Source organism: Bacteroides faecium (assembly GCF_012113595.1).
Taxonomy (GTDB): Bacteria; Bacteroidota; Bacteroidia; order Bacteroidales; family Bacteroidaceae; genus Bacteroides; species Bacteroides faecium.
Genome location: NZ_CP050831.1, coordinates 1,770,634 through 1,791,351 on the forward strand (window position 1 = coordinate 1,770,634; position 20,718 = coordinate 1,791,351).

The 20,718-nt window shown below is 42.0% G+C and carries 17 protein-coding genes; 9 read left to right on the forward strand and 8 right to left on the reverse strand.

Annotated elements, in window-relative coordinates:
* Window positions 1–76 precede the first annotated feature (76 nt).
* From cysS to BacF7301_RS06170, 3 genes are all read right to left on the reverse strand, one after another.
* Window positions 77–1,558 carry a cysteine--tRNA ligase gene (gene cysS, locus BacF7301_RS06160; RefSeq protein WP_167961177.1) on the reverse strand — a complete coding sequence of 494 codons (1,482 nt, stop codon included), beginning with the start codon at window positions 1,556–1,558 and terminating at the stop codon, window positions 77–79.
* A 201-nt stretch (window positions 1,559–1,759) separates the two neighbouring features.
* Window positions 1,760–2,575: a Cof-type HAD-IIB family hydrolase gene (locus BacF7301_RS06165; protein ID WP_167961179.1), complete on the reverse strand. Its 816-nt coding sequence runs from the start codon at window positions 2,573–2,575 to the stop codon at window positions 1,760–1,762.
* Between the two features lie 69 nt (window positions 2,576–2,644).
* Window positions 2,645–5,482: a DEAD/DEAH box helicase gene (locus BacF7301_RS06170; RefSeq protein ID WP_167961181.1), complete on the reverse strand. Its 2,838-nt coding sequence runs from the start codon at window positions 5,480–5,482 to the stop codon at window positions 2,645–2,647.
* Between the two features lie 52 nt (window positions 5,483–5,534).
* Between BacF7301_RS06170 and mnmA the strand changes: the two genes are divergently transcribed.
* Window positions 5,535–6,632, forward strand: coding sequence for a tRNA 2-thiouridine(34) synthase MnmA (mnmA, locus tag BacF7301_RS06175; RefSeq protein WP_167961183.1), 1,098 nt, complete (start codon window positions 5,535–5,537; stop codon window positions 6,630–6,632).
* Between the two features lie 222 nt (window positions 6,633–6,854).
* On the opposite strand, the gene BacF7301_RS06180 is transcribed toward mnmA, so the two are convergent.
* Window positions 6,855–8,363, reverse strand: coding sequence for a GH3 auxin-responsive promoter family protein (locus tag BacF7301_RS06180; protein WP_167961185.1), 1,509 nt, complete (start codon window positions 8,361–8,363; stop codon window positions 6,855–6,857).
* Window positions 8,364–8,499: 136 nt separating this feature from the next.
* Here BacF7301_RS06180 and BacF7301_RS06185 point away from each other — a divergent pair, with 136 nt between their 5' ends.
* Complete coding sequence (locus tag BacF7301_RS06185; protein WP_167961187.1) at window positions 8,500–9,510, forward strand: ATP-dependent 6-phosphofructokinase; 1,011 nt, start codon at window positions 8,500–8,502, stop codon at window positions 9,508–9,510.
* Here the strand turns inward: BacF7301_RS06185 and rnc are convergent.
* From rnc to BacF7301_RS06200, 3 genes are read right to left on the reverse strand one after another with little or no spacing between them, the layout of a single operon-like run.
* A complete protein-coding gene (gene rnc, locus BacF7301_RS06190; RefSeq protein ID WP_167961210.1) occupies window positions 9,452–10,441 on the reverse strand; it encodes a ribonuclease III in 990 nt (329 codons plus the stop codon). The two genes, BacF7301_RS06185 and rnc, sit on opposite strands and share 59 nt — an antisense overlap.
* Window positions 10,407–11,669 carry a beta-ketoacyl-ACP synthase II gene (fabF, locus tag BacF7301_RS06195; protein ID WP_167961212.1) on the reverse strand — a complete coding sequence of 421 codons (1,263 nt, stop codon included), beginning with the start codon at window positions 11,667–11,669 and terminating at the stop codon, window positions 10,407–10,409. The genes rnc and fabF overlap by 35 nt, the downstream gene beginning before the upstream one ends.
* Before the next feature lie 15 nt (window positions 11,670–11,684).
* Window positions 11,685–11,921 carry an acyl carrier protein gene (locus BacF7301_RS06200; RefSeq protein WP_002558672.1) on the reverse strand — a complete coding sequence of 79 codons (237 nt, stop codon included), beginning with the start codon at window positions 11,919–11,921 and terminating at the stop codon, window positions 11,685–11,687.
* A 98-nt stretch (window positions 11,922–12,019) separates the two neighbouring features.
* Here BacF7301_RS06200 and purN point away from each other — a divergent pair, with 98 nt between their 5' ends.
* Window positions 12,020–12,643: a phosphoribosylglycinamide formyltransferase gene (gene purN, locus BacF7301_RS06205; RefSeq protein ID WP_167961214.1), complete on the forward strand. Its 624-nt coding sequence runs from the start codon at window positions 12,020–12,022 to the stop codon at window positions 12,641–12,643.
* Window positions 12,644–12,680: 37 nt separating this feature from the next.
* Here the strand turns inward: purN and pdxB are convergent, their stop codons facing one another.
* On the reverse strand, window positions 12,681–13,727 hold the full coding sequence (gene pdxB, locus BacF7301_RS06210; protein WP_167961215.1) for a 4-phosphoerythronate dehydrogenase PdxB: 1,047 nt from the start codon (window positions 13,725–13,727) through the stop codon (window positions 12,681–12,683).
* Between the two features lie 117 nt (window positions 13,728–13,844).
* On the opposite strand from pdxB, the gene BacF7301_RS06215 reads away from it, so the two are divergent.
* The 6 genes from BacF7301_RS06215 (at window position 13,845) to BacF7301_RS06240 (ending at window position 20,628) form a co-directional block, all read left to right on the forward strand.
* The gene (locus BacF7301_RS06215) at window positions 13,845–14,450 is read left to right on the forward strand and encodes a DUF4254 domain-containing protein (RefSeq protein WP_167961217.1); all 606 of its coding nucleotides are present in this window, start codon (window positions 13,845–13,847) and stop codon (window positions 14,448–14,450) included.
* A gap of 3 nt (window positions 14,451–14,453) precedes the next feature.
* Window positions 14,454–15,485: a glycosyltransferase family 9 protein gene (locus BacF7301_RS06220; RefSeq protein WP_167961219.1), complete on the forward strand. Its 1,032-nt coding sequence runs from the start codon at window positions 14,454–14,456 to the stop codon at window positions 15,483–15,485.
* Between the two features lie 22 nt (window positions 15,486–15,507).
* Window positions 15,508–16,617 carry a UDP-galactopyranose mutase gene (glf, locus tag BacF7301_RS06225; protein WP_167967126.1) on the forward strand — a complete coding sequence of 370 codons (1,110 nt, stop codon included), beginning with the start codon at window positions 15,508–15,510 and terminating at the stop codon, window positions 16,615–16,617.
* A gap of 3 nt (window positions 16,618–16,620) precedes the next feature.
* Entirely contained in the window at window positions 16,621–17,652 is a 1,032-nt protein-coding gene (locus tag BacF7301_RS06230) for a glycosyltransferase (RefSeq protein WP_167961221.1), read from the forward strand.
* A gap of 105 nt (window positions 17,653–17,757) precedes the next feature.
* Window positions 17,758–18,816, forward strand: a complete 1,059-nt coding sequence (locus BacF7301_RS06235; protein ID WP_167961223.1) for a glycosyltransferase — start codon at window positions 17,758–17,760, stop codon at window positions 18,814–18,816.
* 27 nt (window positions 18,817–18,843) lie between these two features.
* Entirely contained in the window at window positions 18,844–20,628 is a 1,785-nt protein-coding gene (locus BacF7301_RS06240; RefSeq protein WP_167961225.1) for an LTA synthase family protein, read from the forward strand.
* The last annotated feature ends 90 nt before the right edge of the window (window positions 20,629–20,718 follow it).

Consider the following 20,718-nt stretch of genomic DNA (forward strand, 5'->3'; position numbering starts at 1 on the left):
AAAAGAGAAGACCGGTTCGTGGTGAGCCGGTCTTCTTTATTTTTAGTTTGTACTGTGAGGTGCGTTGTTTCTCATTCTATTTATTCAATCTCCACTCGAAACCGTCCTTTGTATCTTTTACCTCGAATCCGAGCGCAGTCAATGTATTACGGATTTCATCGGAAGTAGCCCAGTCTTTATTGGCTTTTGCTTTCATACGTTGTTCCAGCAACATATCTACTACTTTGCCGTAAGCTTCTTCGCGTCCGTCGGAAGAACCTTTTTCCTCTTTCAGTCCCATGATGTCGAAACTGAACAGGTGGAATGTTTCTTTCAGCTCTTTCAAGTCTTCAGCGGAAATAGTAGCATTTCCGGCGATGATATTGTTAATGATACGGGCACCTTCAAAAAGTTGTGCGATGACAATAGGAGTATTCAGGTCATCATTCATTGCCTCGTAGCATTTGGCACGCAGTTCTTTTACATTGATACCTTCTGAAGTTGCTACTGAAGGAGTTATCTTTTCCAATGCGTCAATGGCTTCCATCAGGCGTTGCAAGCCCTTTTCCGATGCTTGCAGCGCTTCATTGCTGAAATCGACCGTACTGCGGTAATGTGCTTGCAGGATGAAGAAACGGATAGTCATCGGAGTATAGGCTTGTGCCAATAACTTATGAGTACCGTTGAAGAACTCGTCCAGCGTAATGAAATTGCCAAGTGATTTGCCCATCTTCGTTCCGTTGATGGTAATCATATTGTTGTGCATCCAGTAGTGAACCATATCGTCGCCTTGCGAAGCTACCGACTGTGCGATTTCACATTCGTGGTGCGGGAAAATCAAGTCCATTCCACCACCGTGAATGTCGAAATGCTCGCCGAGATACTTACGTCCCATAGCGGTACATTCGGCATGCCATCCGGGGAAACCGTCACTCCAGGGAGACGGCCAGCGCATGATATGTTCCGGTTGTGCCTTTTTCCAGAGGGCAAAGTCGGCAGGATTGTGCTTTTCGCTTTGTCCGTCGAGGTCGCGGGTGGTATTCAATACGTCATCCAGATTGCGTCCGGACAATTTTCCGTAGTGATAGTCTTTATTGTATTTGGCAACATCGAAGTAGACGGAACCTTCGCTTTCGTAAGCGTATCCGGCATCCAGAATCTTCTGTACCAGTTGGATTTGTTCGATGATATGGCCCGAAGCATGCGGCTCGATGCTGGGGGAAAGCACGTTGAGTGCTTCCATTGCTTTGTGGTAGCGGTTCAGGTAATACTGAACTACTTCCATCGGTTCCAGTTCTTCCAGGCGGGCTTTCTTGGCGATTTTATCTTCTCCTTCGTCGGCATCATGTTCCAAATGACCTACGTCGGTAATATTGCGTACATAACGTACTTTATATCCTAGATGGGTGAGATAGCGGAAGAGTACGTCGAATGTAATGGACGGACGGGCATGTCCCAAATGAGCATCACCGTAAACAGTCGGTCCGCACACATACATACCTACATGAGGTGCGTGGAGCGGTACGAATAACTCTTTCTTTCTATCTAACGTGTTGTAAATGGTAAGTTGATGTTCCATAACATTTTATATTTGTTCTATTGGAACCGCAAAGTTAGTATAAAATCTGAATATGCGCCCTATCTTTAATAGGTTCATTTCTAGTTTCAATTTATTTTCTCTTATTGGAACGAAGTGTTTCTCGGTGTGAAACGGTTGGTTTCTCACCGAGAAACACTTCGTTTCACACCGGGAAACAAAAAGTTTCAAAGCGGGTTGAAACTAAAGTTCCGCAGGCAGAAATTTATTGATTGCTTCGGCTACGCCGTCTTCTTCATTGCTTAGAGTGATATAATCCGCCGCTTTCTTCACCGGTTCTTGTGCATTTCCCATGGCAATGCCTAGTCCGGCAAATTTTATCATCGACAAATCGTTGTAACCATCGCCTATTGCTATGACTTCTTCGCGTTCTACTCCTGTCTCCTTTAATAAAACGGCAAGAGACAGAGCTTTGTCAATTCCCTGCGGGACTAGTTCGAGAAAATAGGGCTCAGAGCGGAATACATTAATACGTCCTTGCAACCGGAGAGAGAGTTCGGCTTCCAGGGGGATGAGCTTGTCGGCATCTCCCACAATCAGGCATTTGGCTACGGGAAGCGTGATGTCCGTCAAGAAGTCGTTTGTTTCCCGGACTGCCATTTTATTCAGGAAAGCTTCTTTTTGTACATACAGGTCTTGGGAGTTCTCGGTTACAATCTCTGCTCCGTCGTAAGTTAATATGCTTAGATGGTGAGTGCGCGCACACTCATAAAGTACAGGAACTACATCATTCGGAAGTACATTCTCGTAAATCATTTCCTGTGTTTCCCAATTGATGATTTCCCCGCCGTTGTAGGACAGGATGAATCCGCCGAATTCATTCATGCGCAATTCGTTGGCCAGCGGTACAATACCATAAGTCGGTCGTCCGGAAGCCAGTACCAGGCGGATACCTTGTTCTTGTACACGTATCAGTGTTTCCCTGTTGCGGGGAGTGATTACTTTTTTAGAGTTGGTAAGTGTGCCGTCAAGGTCGAGCACGATAAGTTTGTATTTCATGCAGTGTCATTTTGTGTGCAAAGATAGAGTAAAAAAGTATTTTAGCAAGATTTCAGGGGAAGTAAGCTGTTATTTTAGCAGGTCCACCCACTGTTCATTGCTCAATGTCGGCAATACTTCGCTTTCTGTGACGAACGTTTCCGCCAGTTTCCGTTTTTCGTCCTGCAGATAGAGAATCTTTTCCTCTATGCTGTTTTGGGTAATGAAACGATAAGCAATCACTTGCTTATCCTGGCCGATACGATGGGCACGGGCGATAGCTTGCGACTCGGCAGCAGGATTCCACCAGGGATCAATGATAAATACATAATCCGCCTGAGTGAGATTGAGTCCCACGCCACCAGCTTTCAGGGAAATAAGAAAAGCTTGTACGTCCTTTTGTTCGGTGAAATGGGCGATTTCGGAAGGACGGTTGTTTGTCGCTCCTGTCAACAGGGCATATTTCCAACCTCGTTCACGAAAAGCTTCGGCTAGAACTTCCAGGTGCTTGACGAATGACGAGAAGATTAAAACCTTATGCCCCTCGCTTCGCAGCGTATCGAATGTTTCGATTATCTGTGTCGTTTTTCCGGACAGTCCGATGAAGTCAGGTAAGATAAGCTGCGGATGACAAGCCAGTTGGCGTAAACGCAGAATCCCGTTCAGTACACTGAACGAATGAAATCTGTCCGTACTTTGTGGATGTTGAAGCAAAGTGTTGCGCAGACTATTCTTCTCTTGCTCATACAAGGTGTTTTGTTCTTCAGTCATGTCGCAGTAAATCGTTTCCTCAGTAAGCGCGGGAAGTTCCGGAGCGACTTCTTTCTTGCTTCTGCGAAGGATAAACGGGGCAGTCAGTTGTTGCAACTGTGTCTCTACACGGGTGTTTCCCTGTCGGAGCGGAATCATGAATTGTCTTTGGAAGTCACTCTCCGTACCCAGTAAGTCCGGTTGTATGAAGTGGAATTGTGCCCATAAGTCTTTGAGGGAGTTCTCGATCGGAGTACCAGTCAGCACAAGCCGGTGATTACTTCGCAACTGGGTAGCCGAACGGAAAGTGAGTGAATCACTATTCTTGATATTTTGGCTCTCGTCGAGTACGATGTATTCGAAATTGTAGGAAGAGAGTATATTGATATTGTTCCGCATCATCCCATACGTAGTAATAACCAAATGAAACTGATCGAAGAATTTCTCCGGGTGTTCTTTGGGTATGGATACAGTATTATTGTATTCTGCCATTGAAAGTACGGTGAAGCGTTTGGTTTCCCGTCGCCAGTTGTGAAGTAGCGATGTAGGGACGACAATCAGGGTAGCAGCCTGCTTAGGTCCATACGGCTTATATATGTATTGCAGTAAGGTAAGGGTTTGCAGTGTTTTTCCAAGTCCCATATCATCTGCCAGGCATGCGCCAAACCCTAATTTGTGCAGATGTACCATCCATGAGAACCCTTTCTGTTGGTAAGGACGCAATGTTGCCTTGAGCGCTTTAGGCACGGCAATGTTGTGTATATGCTTTTGAGACGGAAACTGTTTGAGCGCATTTTCTCCTAAAGCTGTCTGTACAGCACCTAAGAGCGTACGTCTCACACGGATTCCTTTTTCCGTCTGTATCCCCATTTCCAATAGATTCACATATTTGCTGAACCATTCTTCAGGCAGGAGAATCATACGGCCGTCAGGCAACTGATATTCTCTTTTTTCTTCCAGGATATGTTTGCGAAAACGGGAAAAAGGAATACGTAATGTGCCTATAACCACCGTGATATGCAATTCAAACCAATCGACTTCATCGTCACAGCTTTGTTCGATACGTATCTCATCCAGGCAATAAGGCATATTTCCCATACTGCTGATAAGTTGAAATGAAAGCTGTAACATTTCCCGGTGATTGTTAATCCATTCCCCAATCGTTTTTTCCGTAGCTTCGGGCGATAGCTTGAAAGAAGTATCAAATAGTTGTAATCCGGCCTGCATTAAAAGTTGAATTGCTTTCTCTTCTTCGATAACGTTGCGCCGGAAGAAGAAAACACCACCGGACTCTTTCCGATAAACGATTTTCTTCATTTCAGTGGCACTATCCGGTGTAAATACCTGGTCTCCATAACGAAAACTAAGTTGTAGCACCTGCTCGTTGTGAATTGTGTCAAGAGATAACAATGCCTCGCAGCTACATTCCTCTTCAATAATATTCAGCCCGTGAGTTTCAATCTCATGATAGCGTGCAATTGGAATCACAATGTTATCTATATACTTCTCAATTTGGGAAGCATTCACACTAATTGATTTTTTCTTTGTAAAAGGCAAGACTCTCGTACTCTCAATGTGCGGAAAGAAATATAACTCCATACCCAATAGCAGAATTGCGGGCGAGGAAGTCAGTACGGTAACGGGCTTCAGTTCGGTCAAAGAGAATGGCTGTCCTCTATCGTAACATTGTAACTGATAACGAAATGTTTTGCTGTCGGCATGGAAGATTACACGAATCTCAACATCATCAACATGCACCCGATAAGCATGATGAGCATATAGAACCTTACTACCAGCCTGTTTTTGGTAAAAAGGTAGTCCACTTTCACGTATCAACATCAGCATCTCCTGCAACTTCTTCTCAATAAACGGGCGAATATTATTTTTGATCCGTTCGGGATCCTCAGATAACTTATGTAGAAAACGCGAAACGGTCTTTTCACGGGAGTAATTGCTCATCAGATATTTCTCTGTATAATGAGAGGCAATATCAATGGCCTGTCTTTCCGCCTCACTCATCCGTTCCATAGCTTCGGGAGAAGCATGAAAAGCCTGTTCCACTAATTGCAACGTGTCGTCGCTCAGTCTTTCCGCTATGTAAGGAATCAGCAATATGCCGAATACCGGATGTTCTGTAAAAACGATGATGACTTGTCCATTAGTTATTTTCTCTTTCATTCTCTTTAGGCTTTAACTGACAAAGATACGGGAAAATCCTTAATTTTGCAGCATGATAGAAGAAAACAAACGAGTATTGTTAGGTATGAGTGGTGGAACGGATAGCTCTGTTGCCGCCATGCGACTGCTGGAAGCCGGTTATGAAGTAACCGGAGTCACTTTCCGTTTTTATGAACTGAACGACTCGACCGAATATCTGGAAGATGCCCGTAATTTGGCAAAACGTCTCGGTATCCGGCATATAACATATGACGCCCGTGAGATATTCAACGAGCAAATCATCGAATATTTTGTGCATGAGTATATGGCAGGCCATACTCCGGTGCCTTGTACGTTGTGCAATAACTATCTAAAGTGGCCTTTGCTTGCCAAAATTGCTGATGAAATGGGCATTTTTTACATCGCTACCGGTCATTATGCCCAAAAAATAAAGCTGGCGGATACTTACTATATTACGCACGCCGTTGACCCGGACAAAGACCAATCCTTTTTTCTATGGGGCTTGAAGCAAGATATACTTAGCAGAATTCTTCTGCCAATGGGAGAGATTACGAAAGTTGAAGCCCGTGCCTGGGCTGCCGAACGTGGCTTCCAAAAAGTTGCTACCAAAAAGGATAGTATAGGAGTTTGTTTCTGCCCGATGGACTACCGAAGCTTCCTGAAAAACTGGTTAGTCAGAAATGGTCAGACACTGGTCAGAAATGGTCAGCCGTGGTCCGAAATAGTCAGACGAGGAAGATTTGTCGATGAAAAGGGGGATTTTATAGCCTGGCATGAAGGATATCCCTTCTACACCATTGGTCAGAGACGTGGACTAGGCATTCATCTGAACCGCCCTGTTTTCGTAAAGGAGATAAACACTGAAAAGAATGAAGTGGTATTATCCTCCCTCTCTGCCTTAGAAAAAACAGAAATGTGGTTGAAAGACTGGAACATCGTGAACCGCGAACGTATCTTGGGACATTCTGATATTATCGTGAAGATACGATACCGCAAACAAGAAAACCACTGCACGATTACTATTACGCCTGACAACCAGCTCCATGTACAACTTCATGAACCCTTAACCGCCATTGCGCCTGGGCAAGCCGCCGCATTCTATAAAGACGGTTTACTACTAGGTGGCGGAATTATAATTGAATCCCGATAATCATCTCAGTGTCCGCAGCGAACACCCCGCATGGTTTCCCGGCCTCGTTTTTTCAGCGTCAAGCGCAGGTGTTTTCTTCAGCGTTAAGAAGGGCAGACTGTTTGAGCGTAGCGAGTTTCTGCCCTTTAGCTGGAGAAATCACCGGAGTAGCTGAAAAAACGCAGCCTTGATTCTTTCTTTTTGGTTCTTTTTCTTTCGTATCAAGACGAAAGAAAAAGAATATTACCGATTCAACGGCAACATCCCCTCAATATACTCCCTCGTATTACTTAACCTGGGAACTTTGTGCTGCCCACCTAATTTTCCTTTTTGCGCCATCCAATCATGGAACAACCCTTGGCGAGCAACAATTACCTCCAATGGTTGCAGCGCAATGTCTTTCCACCGTTTTGCCTCATAGTCAGAATTGACCTCTTTCAGAGTAGCGTCCAGTATTGCTGCAAACTTCTCAACAGAATCCGGCATCTTGGCAAACTCTATCAGCCATTGGTGACGGCATTTTGCGTTCTCATCCATAAAGACCGGTGCCGCAGAATACTCACAAACCTGTGCTCCCGTTTCTGCGCAAGCCTTGGCCAGTCCCTTTTCCGCATTATCAACAATTAATTCCTCACCGAAGGCATTGATGAAATGCTTTGTTCTTCCCGTGATAACAAACTTATAGGGATTCTTGCTCGTAAACTTCACCGTATCACCAATCATGTACCTCCACAAACCGCAGGAAGTAGAAATCACCATTGCATAATTCTTGTTCAGTTCCACCTCTTCAAGGCAATATGCCCGCGGATTTTCCTTGTCCACTTCTTCCAGTGGAATAAATTCGTAGAAGATTCCGTAGTCAATCATCAACAACATAGCAGGATCAGAAAGATCATTCTGTGTACCGAAATACCCTTCAGAAGCATTATAAGTCTCTACATAATGCATTTTAGGCGACTGAATCACCTGCTTATACTGTTCGCGGTAAGGAGTGAAAGCCACCCCACCATGGAAGAACACTTCCAGATTAGGCCATACTTCCTCCAATGTATGTTTTCCGGTTTTCTCAAGAATCCGTTTGATAAGCACCAGCGTCCAAGACGGCACACCGGACAAGCTCGTTACATTCACCGGAATAGTACTGTTAGCGATTGCTTCTATTTTAGTTTCCCATTCGTTCATCAATGCAATCTTCTTGCTTGGCACACGAATGAAATTAATAAGCGGATTTACATTTTGAATTAAAATAGCCGACAAGTCCCCAACCAGACTGTGATTAGAATTAAGATTCGGACTGTGGCTACCACCCATAATCAACCCCTTTCCGGAAAAGAAATGACTATCCGGATTGATACGGAAATAAAGGGCCGCAGCATCTTTCCCCCCTCTGTAATGAATATCCTCCAATGCTTCCTTGCTGACAGGAAGAAACTTGCTCTTATCATTAGTCGTACCGGATGATTTGGCAAACCAACGTATTTCCGACGGCCAAAGCAGGTTCTGTTCTCCTGCCCGTAAACGCTCTACGTAAGGCTTTATCTCTTCGTATGTTTGGATGGGCAGGCGTTTTCTGAAATCTTCATAGCTGCGGATAGAGGCATAGTCGTACTTTTTACCCCATTCAGTCCGGGCAGCCTGCTGCACCAAGCGATCCAATACACGGTGTTGAATCTCACTAGCCTGATTAGCATATAGATCTATTTGTTTTAAACGGGAATCAAAAGTCTTACTAATAATTTTTGTAATATTCATTTCTGCTTTAACATAATAATGTTTAGTCGTGCAAAAGTAACTTATTTATCTTTTTTTTCTATCTTTACGACGGAAATAATCGTTAAAATTGACGAGTTTAATAGAATCCCCGAGTTTTTGACTAAAAAATGCGACAATGAGAATTGGAATCTTAACCTCAGGCGGGGACTGCCCCGGTATTAATGCCACCATTCGTGGCGTGTGCAAGACAGCCATCAATTATTATGGGATGGAAGTGATAGGTATTCACAGCGGCTTTCAAGGTTTGCTGACGAAGGATGTCGAGCCCTTTACAGATAAATCTCTGTCCGGCCTGCTGAATCTTGGAGGAACGATGCTGGGAACTTCCCGCGAAAAGCCATTTAAAAAAGGGGGGGTAATTTCGGATGTTGACAAGCCGGCACTGATCCTTCAGAATATCCAGGAAATGGGTTTGGATTGCGTAGTCTGCATCGGGGGAAATGGAACACAAAAGACCGCGGCCAAATTTGCCGCAATGGGAATAAATATAGTATCAGTCCCGAAAACCATTGACAATGACATCTGGGGAACAGATATCTCTTTCGGATTTGATTCGGCGGTAAGCATTGCCACGGACGCTATCGACCGCCTGCATTCCACTGCCAGCTCTCATAAAAGGGTGATGGTGATTGAAGTGATGGGACATAAAGCCGGATGGATTGCTTTGTATTCCGGTATGGCAGGTGGGGGAGATGTTATCCTTGTCCCTGAAATCCCTTATAATATAAAGAACATTGGCAATACAATTCTGGATAGGCTGAAAAAAGGCAAACCTTATTCCATTGTAGTAGTAGCCGAAGGAATTCAGACAGATGGTCGTAAACGTGCGGCAGAATATATTGCACAGGAAATTGAATATGAAACCGGAATAGAGACTCGTGAAACTGTATTGGGGTATATTCAGCGTGGTGGTTCGCCTACTCCTTTCGACCGTAATCTTTCTACCCGTATGGGCGGTCACGCAACAGAATTGATTGCAAATGGAGAATTCGGACGAATGGTAGCTCTAAGAGGAGACGACATTTCATCTATCCCCCTTGAAGAAGTGGCCGGAAAACTAAAACTAGTTACAGAAGAACACGATCTGGTGATTCAGGGTCGTCGTATGGGAATTTGCTTTGGTTAGATTCCGAGGACACTTCCGCTATAGCAACTTCGCCGTTGACAGATTGGTTCTCTTCTGACATATTTTCAATTTCCATTTCGGGGGCTGTATCCGGTTCAGTCTCAGGCTCATCAGTTATTGCTGTTTGCTGTTCCTTAGTCTCGTTAATGGTTGTAATGAATGTCGGATCTTTCACTTTCTTGATGGCCATTTGGGCAGCATTTTGTTGAGACTCTTTCTTGGAATACCCTGTACCTGTTCCGGCAGGAAGACCTTCTATGCGTACTTCTGTCTGAAATACAGGGTTACTGTCCTGATCGAGGAACTGCTCTATCAATTCAAAAGAAACCTCCATCTTACTTTTCTGACTCCATTCGATTAACTTGGATTTGAAGTTGACCTCTTTGCGGGATATTTTGTCCAGGTCAATATACCGGTTGATGATGCGTTGCTCCATAAACTGCTTGCAACGTTCATATCCCTGATCCAGGTAAATAGCTCCGATAAATGCTTCAAAAGCATTTCCGTACATATAACTGTTGTGAGAAGAAGAGCGGGTAGAATACTTTATGAGCTTGTCCAACCCAATCTCGACGGCCAGCTTATTCAAAGTCTCCCGTTGTACGATCTTGGAACGCGTATTAGTCAGAAAACCTTCCCGTTTCCCTTCAAAGCGCTTGTAGACAATATCTCCTACGATGGCGTCAAGGATGGCGTCACCCAAGAACTCCAAGCGTTCGTTATTTAAAGGGCGTCCTTTTTCCGAACGGAGCGAAGTTGACTTGTGCAGAAGAGCCTGCTCGTAAAGCTGGATATTACGCGGATAGAATCCGAGTATCTGATAAAAACAAAGATAAGACTCTCTGTCCTTGCGGAACAAGAGCCTTATCTTATCTATTTGGTTACGTAACACGATATTACTCAACGTATTTCTTGAAGATAGCGCACGCATTGTGACCGCCGAATCCGAATGTATTGGACAAGGCAACATTAACTTCGCGTTTCTGTGCTTTGTTGAACGTGAAATTAAGGTTATAGTCGATGTTCTCGTCGTTGTCACCTTCTTCATGGTTGATAGTCGGAGGAACGATACCGTTCTTGATGGCAAGGATACTTGCAATAGATTCTACCGCACCGGCAGCACCCAGCAAATGACCTGTCATTGATTTGGTTGAACTGATATTCAACTCGAACGCATGATCGCCGAATACTTCCTTGATCGCTTTTGCTTCTGAAATATCACCCACCGGAGTAGACGTACCGTGTACATTGATATAATCTACTTCTTTCGGATCCATTTCCGCATCTTCCAGTGCATTTTTCATCACCAGTTTAGCTCCAAGACCTTCCGGATGAGAAGCTGTCAAGTGATGTGCATCCGCAGACATACCTACACCGGCAACTTCTGCATAGATTTTTGCACCACGTGCTTTAGCATGTTCCAGTTCTTCCAGAATCAGGCAACCGCCGCCTTCACCCATTACGAAACCGTCACGGCTTGCGCTGAACGGACGTGAAGCTTTGGAAGCTTCGTCATTGCGGGTTGACAGAGCGTGCATAGCATTGAAGCCACCCACACCTGCAGGGAAGATAGCTGCTTCCGAACCACCGGATACGATTACATTTGCTTTCCCTAAACGAATCAGGTTGAAAGCGTCTGCAATGGCATTGGTCGAAGTAGCACATGCCGAACAAGTCGCATAATTAGGACCGTGGAAGCCATACATGATAGAAATCTGTCCGGCAGCAATATCCGAAATCATCTTTGGAATGAAGAACGGATTAAACTTCGGGCCCATTTCCTGACGAGTATAGTAGTTGCCCACTTCCTCTTCAAATGTATGTATACCACCAATACCGGCGCCAAAAATAACACCGATTTTGTTCAAGTCTTCTTTTTCTGTGTCAAGCCCTGAATCTTCTACCGCTTCTTTGGCAACAGCGATGGCATACTGAGTGTACAGGTCCATCTTTCTTGCTTCCTTGCGGTCGATGTATTTTGTAGCATCGAAGTCTTTCACTTCGCATGCGAATTGGGTCTTGAATTGCGACGCATCAAAATGAGTAATAGGTCCTGCTCCACTAACCCCGTTCACAATGTTTTCCCAAAATTCAGGAACGTTGTTGCCAACGGGAGTAATGGCGCCAAGACCTGTTACTACCACTCTTTTTAATTCCATATTGATGAAATCGAATTACTTAGCGTGTTCTTCGATATAAGATACAGCATCACCTACAGTACCAATCTTTTCTGCTTGGTCATCAGGAATAGAGATACCGAATTCTTTTTCGAATTCCATGATAAGTTCTACAGTGTCAAGAGAATCTGCTCCCAGGTCGTTAGTGAAGCTTGCTTCGGTTGTAACTTCTGATTCTTCAACGCCTAATTTATCAACGATAATCGCTTTTACTCTTGATGCAATTTCAGACATAACTTTAAGTTTTTAATTAATAATTAGTTTTATTTCTTTAAATTTGCGGTGCAAAGGAATGAATATTTATCGTTTTGCGCAAATATTTGACTAAATAAATGCAAACTTTTGCACATTTTTCACTGTTTTGTGCATCGAATATGAGAGTTATGAAGAAAAACATCGCAATTTTCGCTTCCGGTTCCGGCTCTAATGCCGAGAATATTATCCGGTATTTCCAAAAAAACGATTCCGTTCAGGTTTCGTTGGTACTTTCTAATAAGAGTGATGCCTATGTCTTGGAGCGTGCGCATCGTCTTGGAGTGCCCTGTAACGTATTCCCAAAGGAAGATTGGATAGCCGGAGACGAAATTCTGGCTGTTTTGCAGGAGGCCCGCATTGATTTTATCGTGCTGGCAGGCTTCCTGGTTCGTGTGCCCGATCTGCTTTTGCATGCTTATCCCGATAAAATAATAAATATACATCCGGCTCTTTTGCCTAAATACGGCGGAAAAGGAATGTATGGTGATCGTGTTCATGAAGCAGTAGTAGCTGCCGGTGAAAAAGAAAGCGGTATCACTATACATTATATTAATGAGCATTATGATGAAGGGAACACAATCTTCCAGGCAACTTGTCCCGTATTTCCGACTGACTCTCCTGATGATGTCGCCAAGAAAGTACATGCTTTGGAGTATGAACACTTTCCTTTAGTTATAGAAAAGCTGTTGAGCGGGAAATAAAAATAAGGTAATAAAGGCATAAGGAATAAGGTGTTGCTTATTCCTTATATTTAATAGTATATGCTTTCTCCTCTCTTCTTAACGGATAATCTCCGCGTAAAGTCTCAAATAGTTCCGGTTGGCTTTTCAATCGGTCGCTGTCTTCGGCTGGATTATACATTTGAAGGAGTGCGTCTTCGTGACTTTTTGCGTGGATAACAGGAGAAGCGGGTGCCGGTGCTTTGATTTCATAATTTCCATCTATATGAAAGAAGTTGCAAATAGCGTCCAGTGACATACGTGTTGCGTTGGCTTTCCCGTCAGCGGAGTAGCCGGCAATATGAGGGGTACCAATGATAACTTTCTCCAGCAGTTCTCGATTGATTTCCGGTTCGTGCTCCCATACATCAATAATGGCATCCGAAATAGCCTGACTGTTTAAAGCATTTAAAAGGGCATCCGTTTCGATAACTTCTCCCCGGGAAGTATTAATGATGAGAGGTTTCCGTTTTAGCGAATGAAAGAAGTTCTCGTCCGCCAAATGAAATGTTTTATATTTCCCTTCCTTATATAAAGGTACGTGAAAGGTGATGATGTCACATTCTTCCGCTATTTTATTTAAAGAGGTGAAAGATTTGTTTCCTTCTTTCTCTTCCCGTGGTAGGTCGTTCAATAGAACGCGCATGCCGAAGTCCTGTGCGACTTTGGCCACCTTGCTTCCTACATTGCCTACTCCTATGATTCCTATAGTCAATTCATCCAACTTCCTATTTCTGATAGACTTCCATACAAGAAGCGATGATTGTATATATTGGGCGACAGAAGCCGCATTGCATCCCGGTGCATTCGTCCATTCGATACCTGCCTGCTTGCAATACTCCGTATCGATATGGTCGAAACCAATGGTTGCCGTAGCAATAAACTTCACCCGGCTACCTTCCAATAATTTGCGATTACAATGCGTGCGGGTACGGACAATAAGTGCATCAGCATCCCGTACCAGTTCCGGCGTGAAATCCTTTCCCGGAGCATAGATTACCTCATCGGCTATTCCCTGAACCGCCTCTTTTATAGATGGTATTTTATTATCTATAATAATTTTCATATACAATTCATCTTTAATACCCACAAAGGTAACAAATAAAAAAGTAAGAAACGGTTGCTTGTCTGAAAAATATTACATAGATTTGCCCTATTATATACCTATAAGCTAGTTAAGATTATGACATTTAGTAACCTTTGCAACGAGATTTTTTGGAAATCAACCAATGATTACCATATAACGGATAGTGTGGATGCTCAGATGAACAATCCTTACGAGTTGAAGTCAATAGAGTATTATTTGTACCTGAAGAATTGGATTGATGCCGTTCAATGGCATTTTGAAGATATTATCCGTGATCCCCAGATTGATCCTGTAGAAGCATTGGCTTTAAAAAGGAGAATTGATAAATCCAATCAGGACCGTACCGATTTGGTTGAATTGATAGATAGTTACTTTTTGGACAAATACAAAGCTGTTGAGCCGCTTTCTGATGCAACCATCAATACGGAGAGTCCTGCTTGGGCAATCGATCGTCTTTCTATTCTTGCATTGAAAATTTATCACATGCAACAAGAAGTAAAGCGTACGGATACTACCGAGGAACACCGTGCGCAGTGCCAAGTTAAACTGAATATTCTGTTGGAGCAGCAGAAAGACCTTTCTTCTGCTATCGACCAGTTATTGGCTGATATTGAAGCTGGTAGAAAGTATATGAAAGTATATAAACAGATGAAGATGTATAACGACCCGGCATTAAATCCGGTGCTTTATGCAAAAAAATAACGAATGGCGCGTATTCTCATTATCCGTTTTTCAGCTTTAGGTGATGTTGCAATGACAATACCGGTCATACATTCGCTTGCTGTACAATATCCTCAACACGAGATTACTGTGTTAAGTCGTGCTGTATGGCAGCCCCTTTTTCAGGAACTGCCCGACAATGTAAATTTCATCGGAGCCGATTTAACGGGTAAACATAAAGGCTTGTGGGGACTGAATAGTCTTTATTCGGAACTGAAAGCAATGAACTTTGACTACGTTGCGGATTTTCATCATGTGCTTCGTGCCAAATATTTGTGCTTGCGCTTCCGGTTTGCCAACATACCGGTAGCCTACATTTGTAAAGGACGTGAGGGTAAGAGGAAGTTGGTTCGTCGGCGTCATAAAGTAATGGAAAGCCAAAAAAGTTCTTTCCGCCGCTATGCTGATGTGCTGGAAAAACTCGGTCTTCCGGTTTTGTTGAACTTCTCTTCTATCTATGGAGAGGGGAGAGGAAATTTTGCGGAAATAGAACCCGTTACCGGTCCGAAAGAAAATCAGAAATGGATCGGTATCGCTCCTTTTGCTAAACATGCTGGTAAAATTTATCCGTTAGAATTACAGGAACAGGTTGTTGCCCATTTCGCGGCTAATCCTGGGGTAAAGGTCTTTCTGTTTGGTGGTGGAAAAAACGAACAGGAAATTTTTGATGCATGGATTGCGAAATATCCTTCTGTCGTTTCCATGATAGGTAAGCTGAATATGCGTACGGAATTGAATCTGATGAGTCATTTGGATGTGATGCTTTCAATGGATTCCGCTAATATGCATTTGGCATCTTTAGTAAATATTCCAGTTGTCTCCATATGGGGCGCCACTCATCCCTATGCAGGATTTATGGGATGGAAACAACTGCCGGTTAATACCGTGCAACTTGATTTGTCATGCCGTCCCTGCTCGGTATATGGACAGAAGCCTTGTTGGCGGGGAGATTATGCTTGTTTGAGGGAGATAAAGCCTGAGCAGGTGATTGCGAAAATTGAAGGAATCATAGATTAATTTATAATGATTTTGAATGCTAATGAAAGAGTATGATTATTTGGTAGTTGGTGCAGGGTTGTTCGGGGCAGTGTTTGCCCGTCAGGCGGTCGATGCCGGGAAGCGGTGTCTTGTTGTTGATAAACGTAATCATATTGGCGGAAATATCTATTGTGAAGTTGTAGATGGTATTCATGTACATCAATATGGCGCACATATATTTCATACGGATAATAAGGAAATATGGGATTATGTAAATCATTTTGTGTCATTTAATCGCTATACGAACTCTCCATTAGCTAATTACAAAGGCACATTATATAATTTGCCTTTTAACATGAATACTTTTAATAAGTTATGGGGAGTTAATACTCCGCAAGAGGCTAAGGCAAAGATTGAGGAACAGCGTAGCGAATATGCACATATTCAAACTCCTGCCAACTTGGAAGAACAGGCTTTGACGCTTTGTGGAAAAGATATTTATCAGAAATTAATCAAAGGATATACAGAAAAACAGTGGGGACGCCCTGCTACGGAACTTCCTGCTTTTATTATAAAAAGACTTCCTTTCCGTTTCGTTTACGATAATAATTATTTTAACGACGAATATCAGGGTATTCCCAAGGGTGGGTATAATAAATTGGTTGAAAGTTTGCTCGAAGGGGCTGAATTACGTTTGGATACGAACTATTTTTCTGCTCGTGGAGAATTGGATTTACTTGCAGATAAAGTATTGTTTACCGGATGTATTGATGAGTATTACGATTTTTGTTTCGGACACTTGGAATACCGAAGTCTTCGTTTTGAACATGAGCGTTTGGAAATAGATAATTATCAGGGTAATGCAGTTGTTAATTATTGTGAAAGCGGAGTTCCTTATACACGTGTTATTGAACATAAACATTTTGAGTTTGGTAAGCAGCCGTACACAGTCATTACTCGCGAATACCCTTCTGTGTTCACTCCCGGTGATGAACCTTATTATCCGGTGAATGACGAGAAAAACATGAATCTTTTAAAGAAATATGAAGAATTGATGAATGGCTCGTTGAATACTTTATTTGGAGGGCGTTTGGCGCAGTATGCCTATCTTGACATGGATGATACTGTAGAGACTGCATTGAAATTAGCTAAAAAAGAATTAAAGAATTGAATTATGATTTGTTATCTATCAAGAAACTATAAAGGGATTAATAATGCCGCTAATAAAGCTAAAACAGATATTGAATCTGTTATGGCAACTCAAAGTTTTCGGAATGTTGGAGTGAAGCAGACACGTTATACGAATATTGTCGCGGCTTTTTTTATGACACTATTAAGTGTTTTGAAATGTGGCTTTTGTTTGCATCGAAATGATGTGTTGATATTGCAATATCCATTGAAGAAATACTATACATTTGTTTGTCGTATAGCACATTTGCGTCATTGTAGGATAGTTACTCTAATTCATGATTTAGATAGCTTTCGGCGTCAACGTTTAACTGTATCGCATGAAGTTTCAAGGTTAAATCATTCTGACGGCATCATTGTTCATAGTGAACGCATGAAAAAATGGTTACAAGATAATGGTGTAAAGGCTAACATGGAGGTGCTTGGCATATTTGATTATTTGTCGGATAAACGGCCTACTGAAAAGGCTTTATCAACCTCCCGTTGTCGTATTCTGTTTGTTGGAGCTTTGTCCCCCTTTCATAGTGATTTCTTATATAAACTAGGATACTCTTCCCGTTCTTTCGATATGGTACTTTATGGGAATGGTTTTGATTCCGATAAGTTTGAAGGACAAGTGGATTATAAAGGATATATTAAATCTGATGATTTGATTGCTACTGCCGAAGGTGAGTATGGATTGGTTTGGTATGGGTCTTCTTTGAAAGGCGGTGTTGGTCCAGAGGGAGAATATCTTCAGTATAATGCTCCTCATAAATTGTCTCTTTACATTCGTTGTGGGCTACCTGTTATTATTTGGGAAAAAGCAGGTTTGGCTTCATTTGTAGAGGAGAATGACATAGGTATTTGCATTTCCTCCTTATTAGAATTGGAGACTGTTCTATCTCGGATTACTGAAGAGCGCTATAGAACTTTAAGGGCGAATGTATCCAGAGTGAATGAGCGGATTTCTCAAGGATATTATTGTATGGAAGCTATTCGGAAGGTATGTGCTAGTTTATGTGTAGAAATAAAATGAGTGTATTTACACCGGAATGTAATTTGATTTGATTATCTTTGCAAAATATTTATTATGTAATGTCTGTATGGGCAGGATGTGATCATTTATATAAATTAATAATGTATGAATATATTAGTAACTCATAAGGCAGTGGATGTTGCAACCTATAAGATGTTGGGCGAACTGTCACATAATGAGTTTTTTAAAATTTATCAGACAATTCCTTTCGCTGCTGATGCGGCGAAAGTAGAAGGAAAATGTATTCCTTTGATTATACCTCCTATCACATCCAAAATTTCATGGAAGAGCATCAAAGCACTTCGTTTATATGTCAAGAAATATAATATAGATTTAATTTTTTCTCCTAGTACATCCGGGTTATCTAATGCCTTGATTGCAACTATTGGTACATCTGTTAAGAATGTAGGTTATCGAGGAACTCAAGCAAAAGTGAAAAAACTTGACCCGACATATTATATGGGATTATTAAATCCACGGGTATCTCATATTGTCTGCGAGACGGAAGATATTCAGGAATATCTGTCTCATTATATTGATAAAAAGAAATTGTCTGTCAGTGTAAAGCCGTTTGATACGGATTGGGTTGCAGATGCTTGTCTTCATCCTAAACAAGTAGATGGAGTGCCTGAAGATGCCTTTAAGTGCATTTATATCGGTACAACAAAAGGGCGCCCGTTCAAAGGATTAACTTACTTGATTAAAGCATTTCAGATATTGAATGCCCCAAATGCTCATTTGGTCGTTATCGGTGATTATGATAATAGCGATTATGAGTTGGCTCAAAAAGGAGCAGGGGCAGAACGTATTCATTTTTTATGGAATAGGGAAGATGCAATCTACTTTTTGCCGAAGCAGGATTTGTTTATTTTGCCTGCTTTGCGTGATGCTTCTCCCCGTGTAGTCCGTGAGGCGATGGCGTGTGGGGTACCTTGTATTGTGACGGATATTCCCGGAGCCCGTGACTTGATAGTGGATAATGAATCCGGGCTTTTAGTACCTTCGGCTTCTCCAGATAAAATAGCGGATGCTATGCGTTTGTTAATGAATGACCGGGTGAAATTGCAAAAAATGGCTAAGGCATCCCGTGAACGTATTATTAATGAATTTAGTGTGGAAGCATATGTGGCTTATTTTGATAAGCTTTTTGCTAGTTTGTCGTAAATCTTATATTATATAATAATGAAGCATATGCAATCGCGTAAAATCTTATGGTTGTTTATTGGGTGTCTTTTCTTTAAGTTTATTTTATTTGATTTGGATTGGTGTCTGAATACCACCTTTTCATCATTCTCTTTTCCGCAAACTTATTTGGTTAAGTTTTTGTTGGCGGTTTTATTTGCAATACCTTTTCTTTACATACGTTCTCGATGGTATTTGGTTGTAATAGGTACTTTGGTTGATATTCTGTTGATTGTTAATTTGATGTATTTTCGGACCTATTATACTTCAATTCCATGGGATAGCTATTTTCTTGCTGGCAATTTGGCTGATTTTACTGCAAGCGTGTTTGATTCGCTCCGGTGGTCGGATTTGGGCTTTCCGTTGTTGACTATTTTGTTTCTGATATTGACTCGCAAACAGAATTTGGCAATATTGCTCAGAGAGCAAAAAAAACGAAGTTTTAAGTTCTTGATGTGGTGCGTCTGCATACCGTTAATATCATTAGGCGGAATTTTAGCTTACTATGGTGGATATAAGAAGGCTTACGATGCTTTGCTTACTGACTATCAGACTTGTGGTACTCCTATATATACGATTTTCGGTTCTCTTTATTATGAGCATATACAAGATAAGCCAGAGTATACTCCTCAGGTGAAAAAAGAAATAGAAGATTGGTTGAGTAAACAGCCGGTGAGGCAATCGCTTCCTTTTCAAATTGAGGCTCGTGATAACTGTATCATTATTTTGGCAGAATCTTTTGAAAGTTGGGTGTTGGAAAAAACTGTGGAAGGAAAAGAAATTACTCCTAACCTAAATCGTATGTTGAAAGAAGAGAATGTGCTTTATGCTCCTTATGTACAAACACAGGTTAAAGGAAGTCGCTCTATTGATGGACAGTTGTTGTTGCATACCGGACTTCTGCCAATAAATTATGGAGCTTATAGTGCTCGTTTTCCTCATCATACATATTATAGTATTGATAAGGCTTTTAAAGAAAAGTATGAAGGCGGTGGGACTTGTTGTTTGACTGTAGATAAGAAAGTTGTCTGGAATGTTGCAATAGTTGCCCAGGATTTTGGCTATGATAAACTGTTGGACAAACCTTATTTTGTGTTGGATGAGAAAACGGGACCACGTCATCGTTTAGGAGATTTGTCATTCCTTAGGCAGTGTGGGGAGAAATTGGCAACAGAAGAGTTATTTCCTACTGGCGGACATACTTTAGTTCAATGTGTTACTTATTCAGGACATTCTCCATTTGTTATTCCAGAAGAAAGCAAGCGCATAAACTTTTCGGATAATTTGCCCGAGCGATTGAAAAATTATATGGTTGTGGCTAACTATACCGATTATGCGATCGGACAGTTCATTTCTTTTTTGCGTTCACAAAAGAAATTTGAGAATACGATGATTGTAATAACTGGTGATCACGAAGGGTTTGGCTTAACAAGGAAGCCGCTTTATGAGCACCCTTTGGGAAAGAATATTATATCTCCAGAGCGTTTTACCCCACTTATTGTTTTAAATTCCCCGGTTCATCTGCGCTATGAAAAAGTAATGGGGCAGGTTGATATGTATCCGACATTGCTCGATTTGATCGGAGCGGATACTTATCCATGGAGGGGATTGGGACAGAGTATATTTTCGCCTGAGAAAAGAGCTTTTGCCATATCGCCTCAAATGGAAATTATAGGTGACACAGTTGGCGTCTCTGCAGCAGAAATTCACCATGCTAAAGATGCGTGGCGGATATCTGATTTAATCATTAGCTGTGATTATTTTGGGGAAGAGACGCTGCCGGAATTTAAATGATGTCGATAAAAGAAGAAGATAAATTCGTATCTTTTTCTTAAAGGTAGAAGAATTGTATTACATTTGTACGGTGTATCCTATTTATAAAGT

What these genes read in the sequence shown, in the direction of transcription:
- glf (WP_167967126.1), top strand. Translation starts at nt 15,508, where the DNA reads ATGAAAGAGTATGATTATTTGGTAGTTGGTGCAGGGTTGTTCGGGGCA.
- BacF7301_RS06200 (WP_002558672.1), bottom strand. Translation starts at nt 11,921, where the DNA reads ATGTCTGAAATTGCATCAAGAGTAAAAGCGATTATCGTTGATAAATTA.
- BacF7301_RS06220 (WP_167961219.1), top strand. Translation starts at nt 14,454, where the DNA reads ATGGCGCGTATTCTCATTATCCGTTTTTCAGCTTTAGGTGATGTTGCA.
- BacF7301_RS06230 (WP_167961221.1), top strand. Translation starts at nt 16,621, where the DNA reads ATGATTTGTTATCTATCAAGAAACTATAAAGGGATTAATAATGCCGCT.
- fabF (WP_167961212.1), bottom strand. Translation starts at nt 11,669, where the DNA reads ATGGAATTAAAAAGAGTGGTAGTAACAGGTCTTGGCGCCATTACTCCC.
- BacF7301_RS06170 (WP_167961181.1), bottom strand. Translation starts at nt 5,482, where the DNA reads ATGAAAGAGAAAATAACTAATGGACAAGTCATCATCGTTTTTACAGAA.
- BacF7301_RS06185 (WP_167961187.1), top strand. Translation starts at nt 8,500, where the DNA reads ATGAGAATTGGAATCTTAACCTCAGGCGGGGACTGCCCCGGTATTAAT.
- BacF7301_RS06215 (WP_167961217.1), top strand. Translation starts at nt 13,845, where the DNA reads ATGACATTTAGTAACCTTTGCAACGAGATTTTTTGGAAATCAACCAAT.
- BacF7301_RS06240 (WP_167961225.1), top strand. Translation starts at nt 18,844, where the DNA reads ATGCAATCGCGTAAAATCTTATGGTTGTTTATTGGGTGTCTTTTCTTT.
- cysS (WP_167961177.1), bottom strand. Translation starts at nt 1,558, where the DNA reads ATGGAACATCAACTTACCATTTACAACACGTTAGATAGAAAGAAAGAG.
- BacF7301_RS06235 (WP_167961223.1), top strand. Translation starts at nt 17,758, where the DNA reads ATGAATATATTAGTAACTCATAAGGCAGTGGATGTTGCAACCTATAAG.
- BacF7301_RS06180 (WP_167961185.1), bottom strand. Translation starts at nt 8,363, where the DNA reads ATGAATATTACAAAAATTATTAGTAAGACTTTTGATTCCCGTTTAAAA.
- purN (WP_167961214.1), top strand. Translation starts at nt 12,020, where the DNA reads ATGCAAACTTTTGCACATTTTTCACTGTTTTGTGCATCGAATATGAGA.
- rnc (WP_167961210.1), bottom strand. Translation starts at nt 10,441, where the DNA reads ATGCGTGCGCTATCTTCAAGAAATACGTTGAGTAATATCGTGTTACGT.
- pdxB (WP_167961215.1), bottom strand. Translation starts at nt 13,727, where the DNA reads ATGAAAATTATTATAGATAATAAAATACCATCTATAAAAGAGGCGGTT.
- mnmA (WP_167961183.1), top strand. Translation starts at nt 5,535, where the DNA reads ATGATAGAAGAAAACAAACGAGTATTGTTAGGTATGAGTGGTGGAACG.
- BacF7301_RS06165 (WP_167961179.1), bottom strand. Translation starts at nt 2,575, where the DNA reads ATGAAATACAAACTTATCGTGCTCGACCTTGACGGCACACTTACCAAC.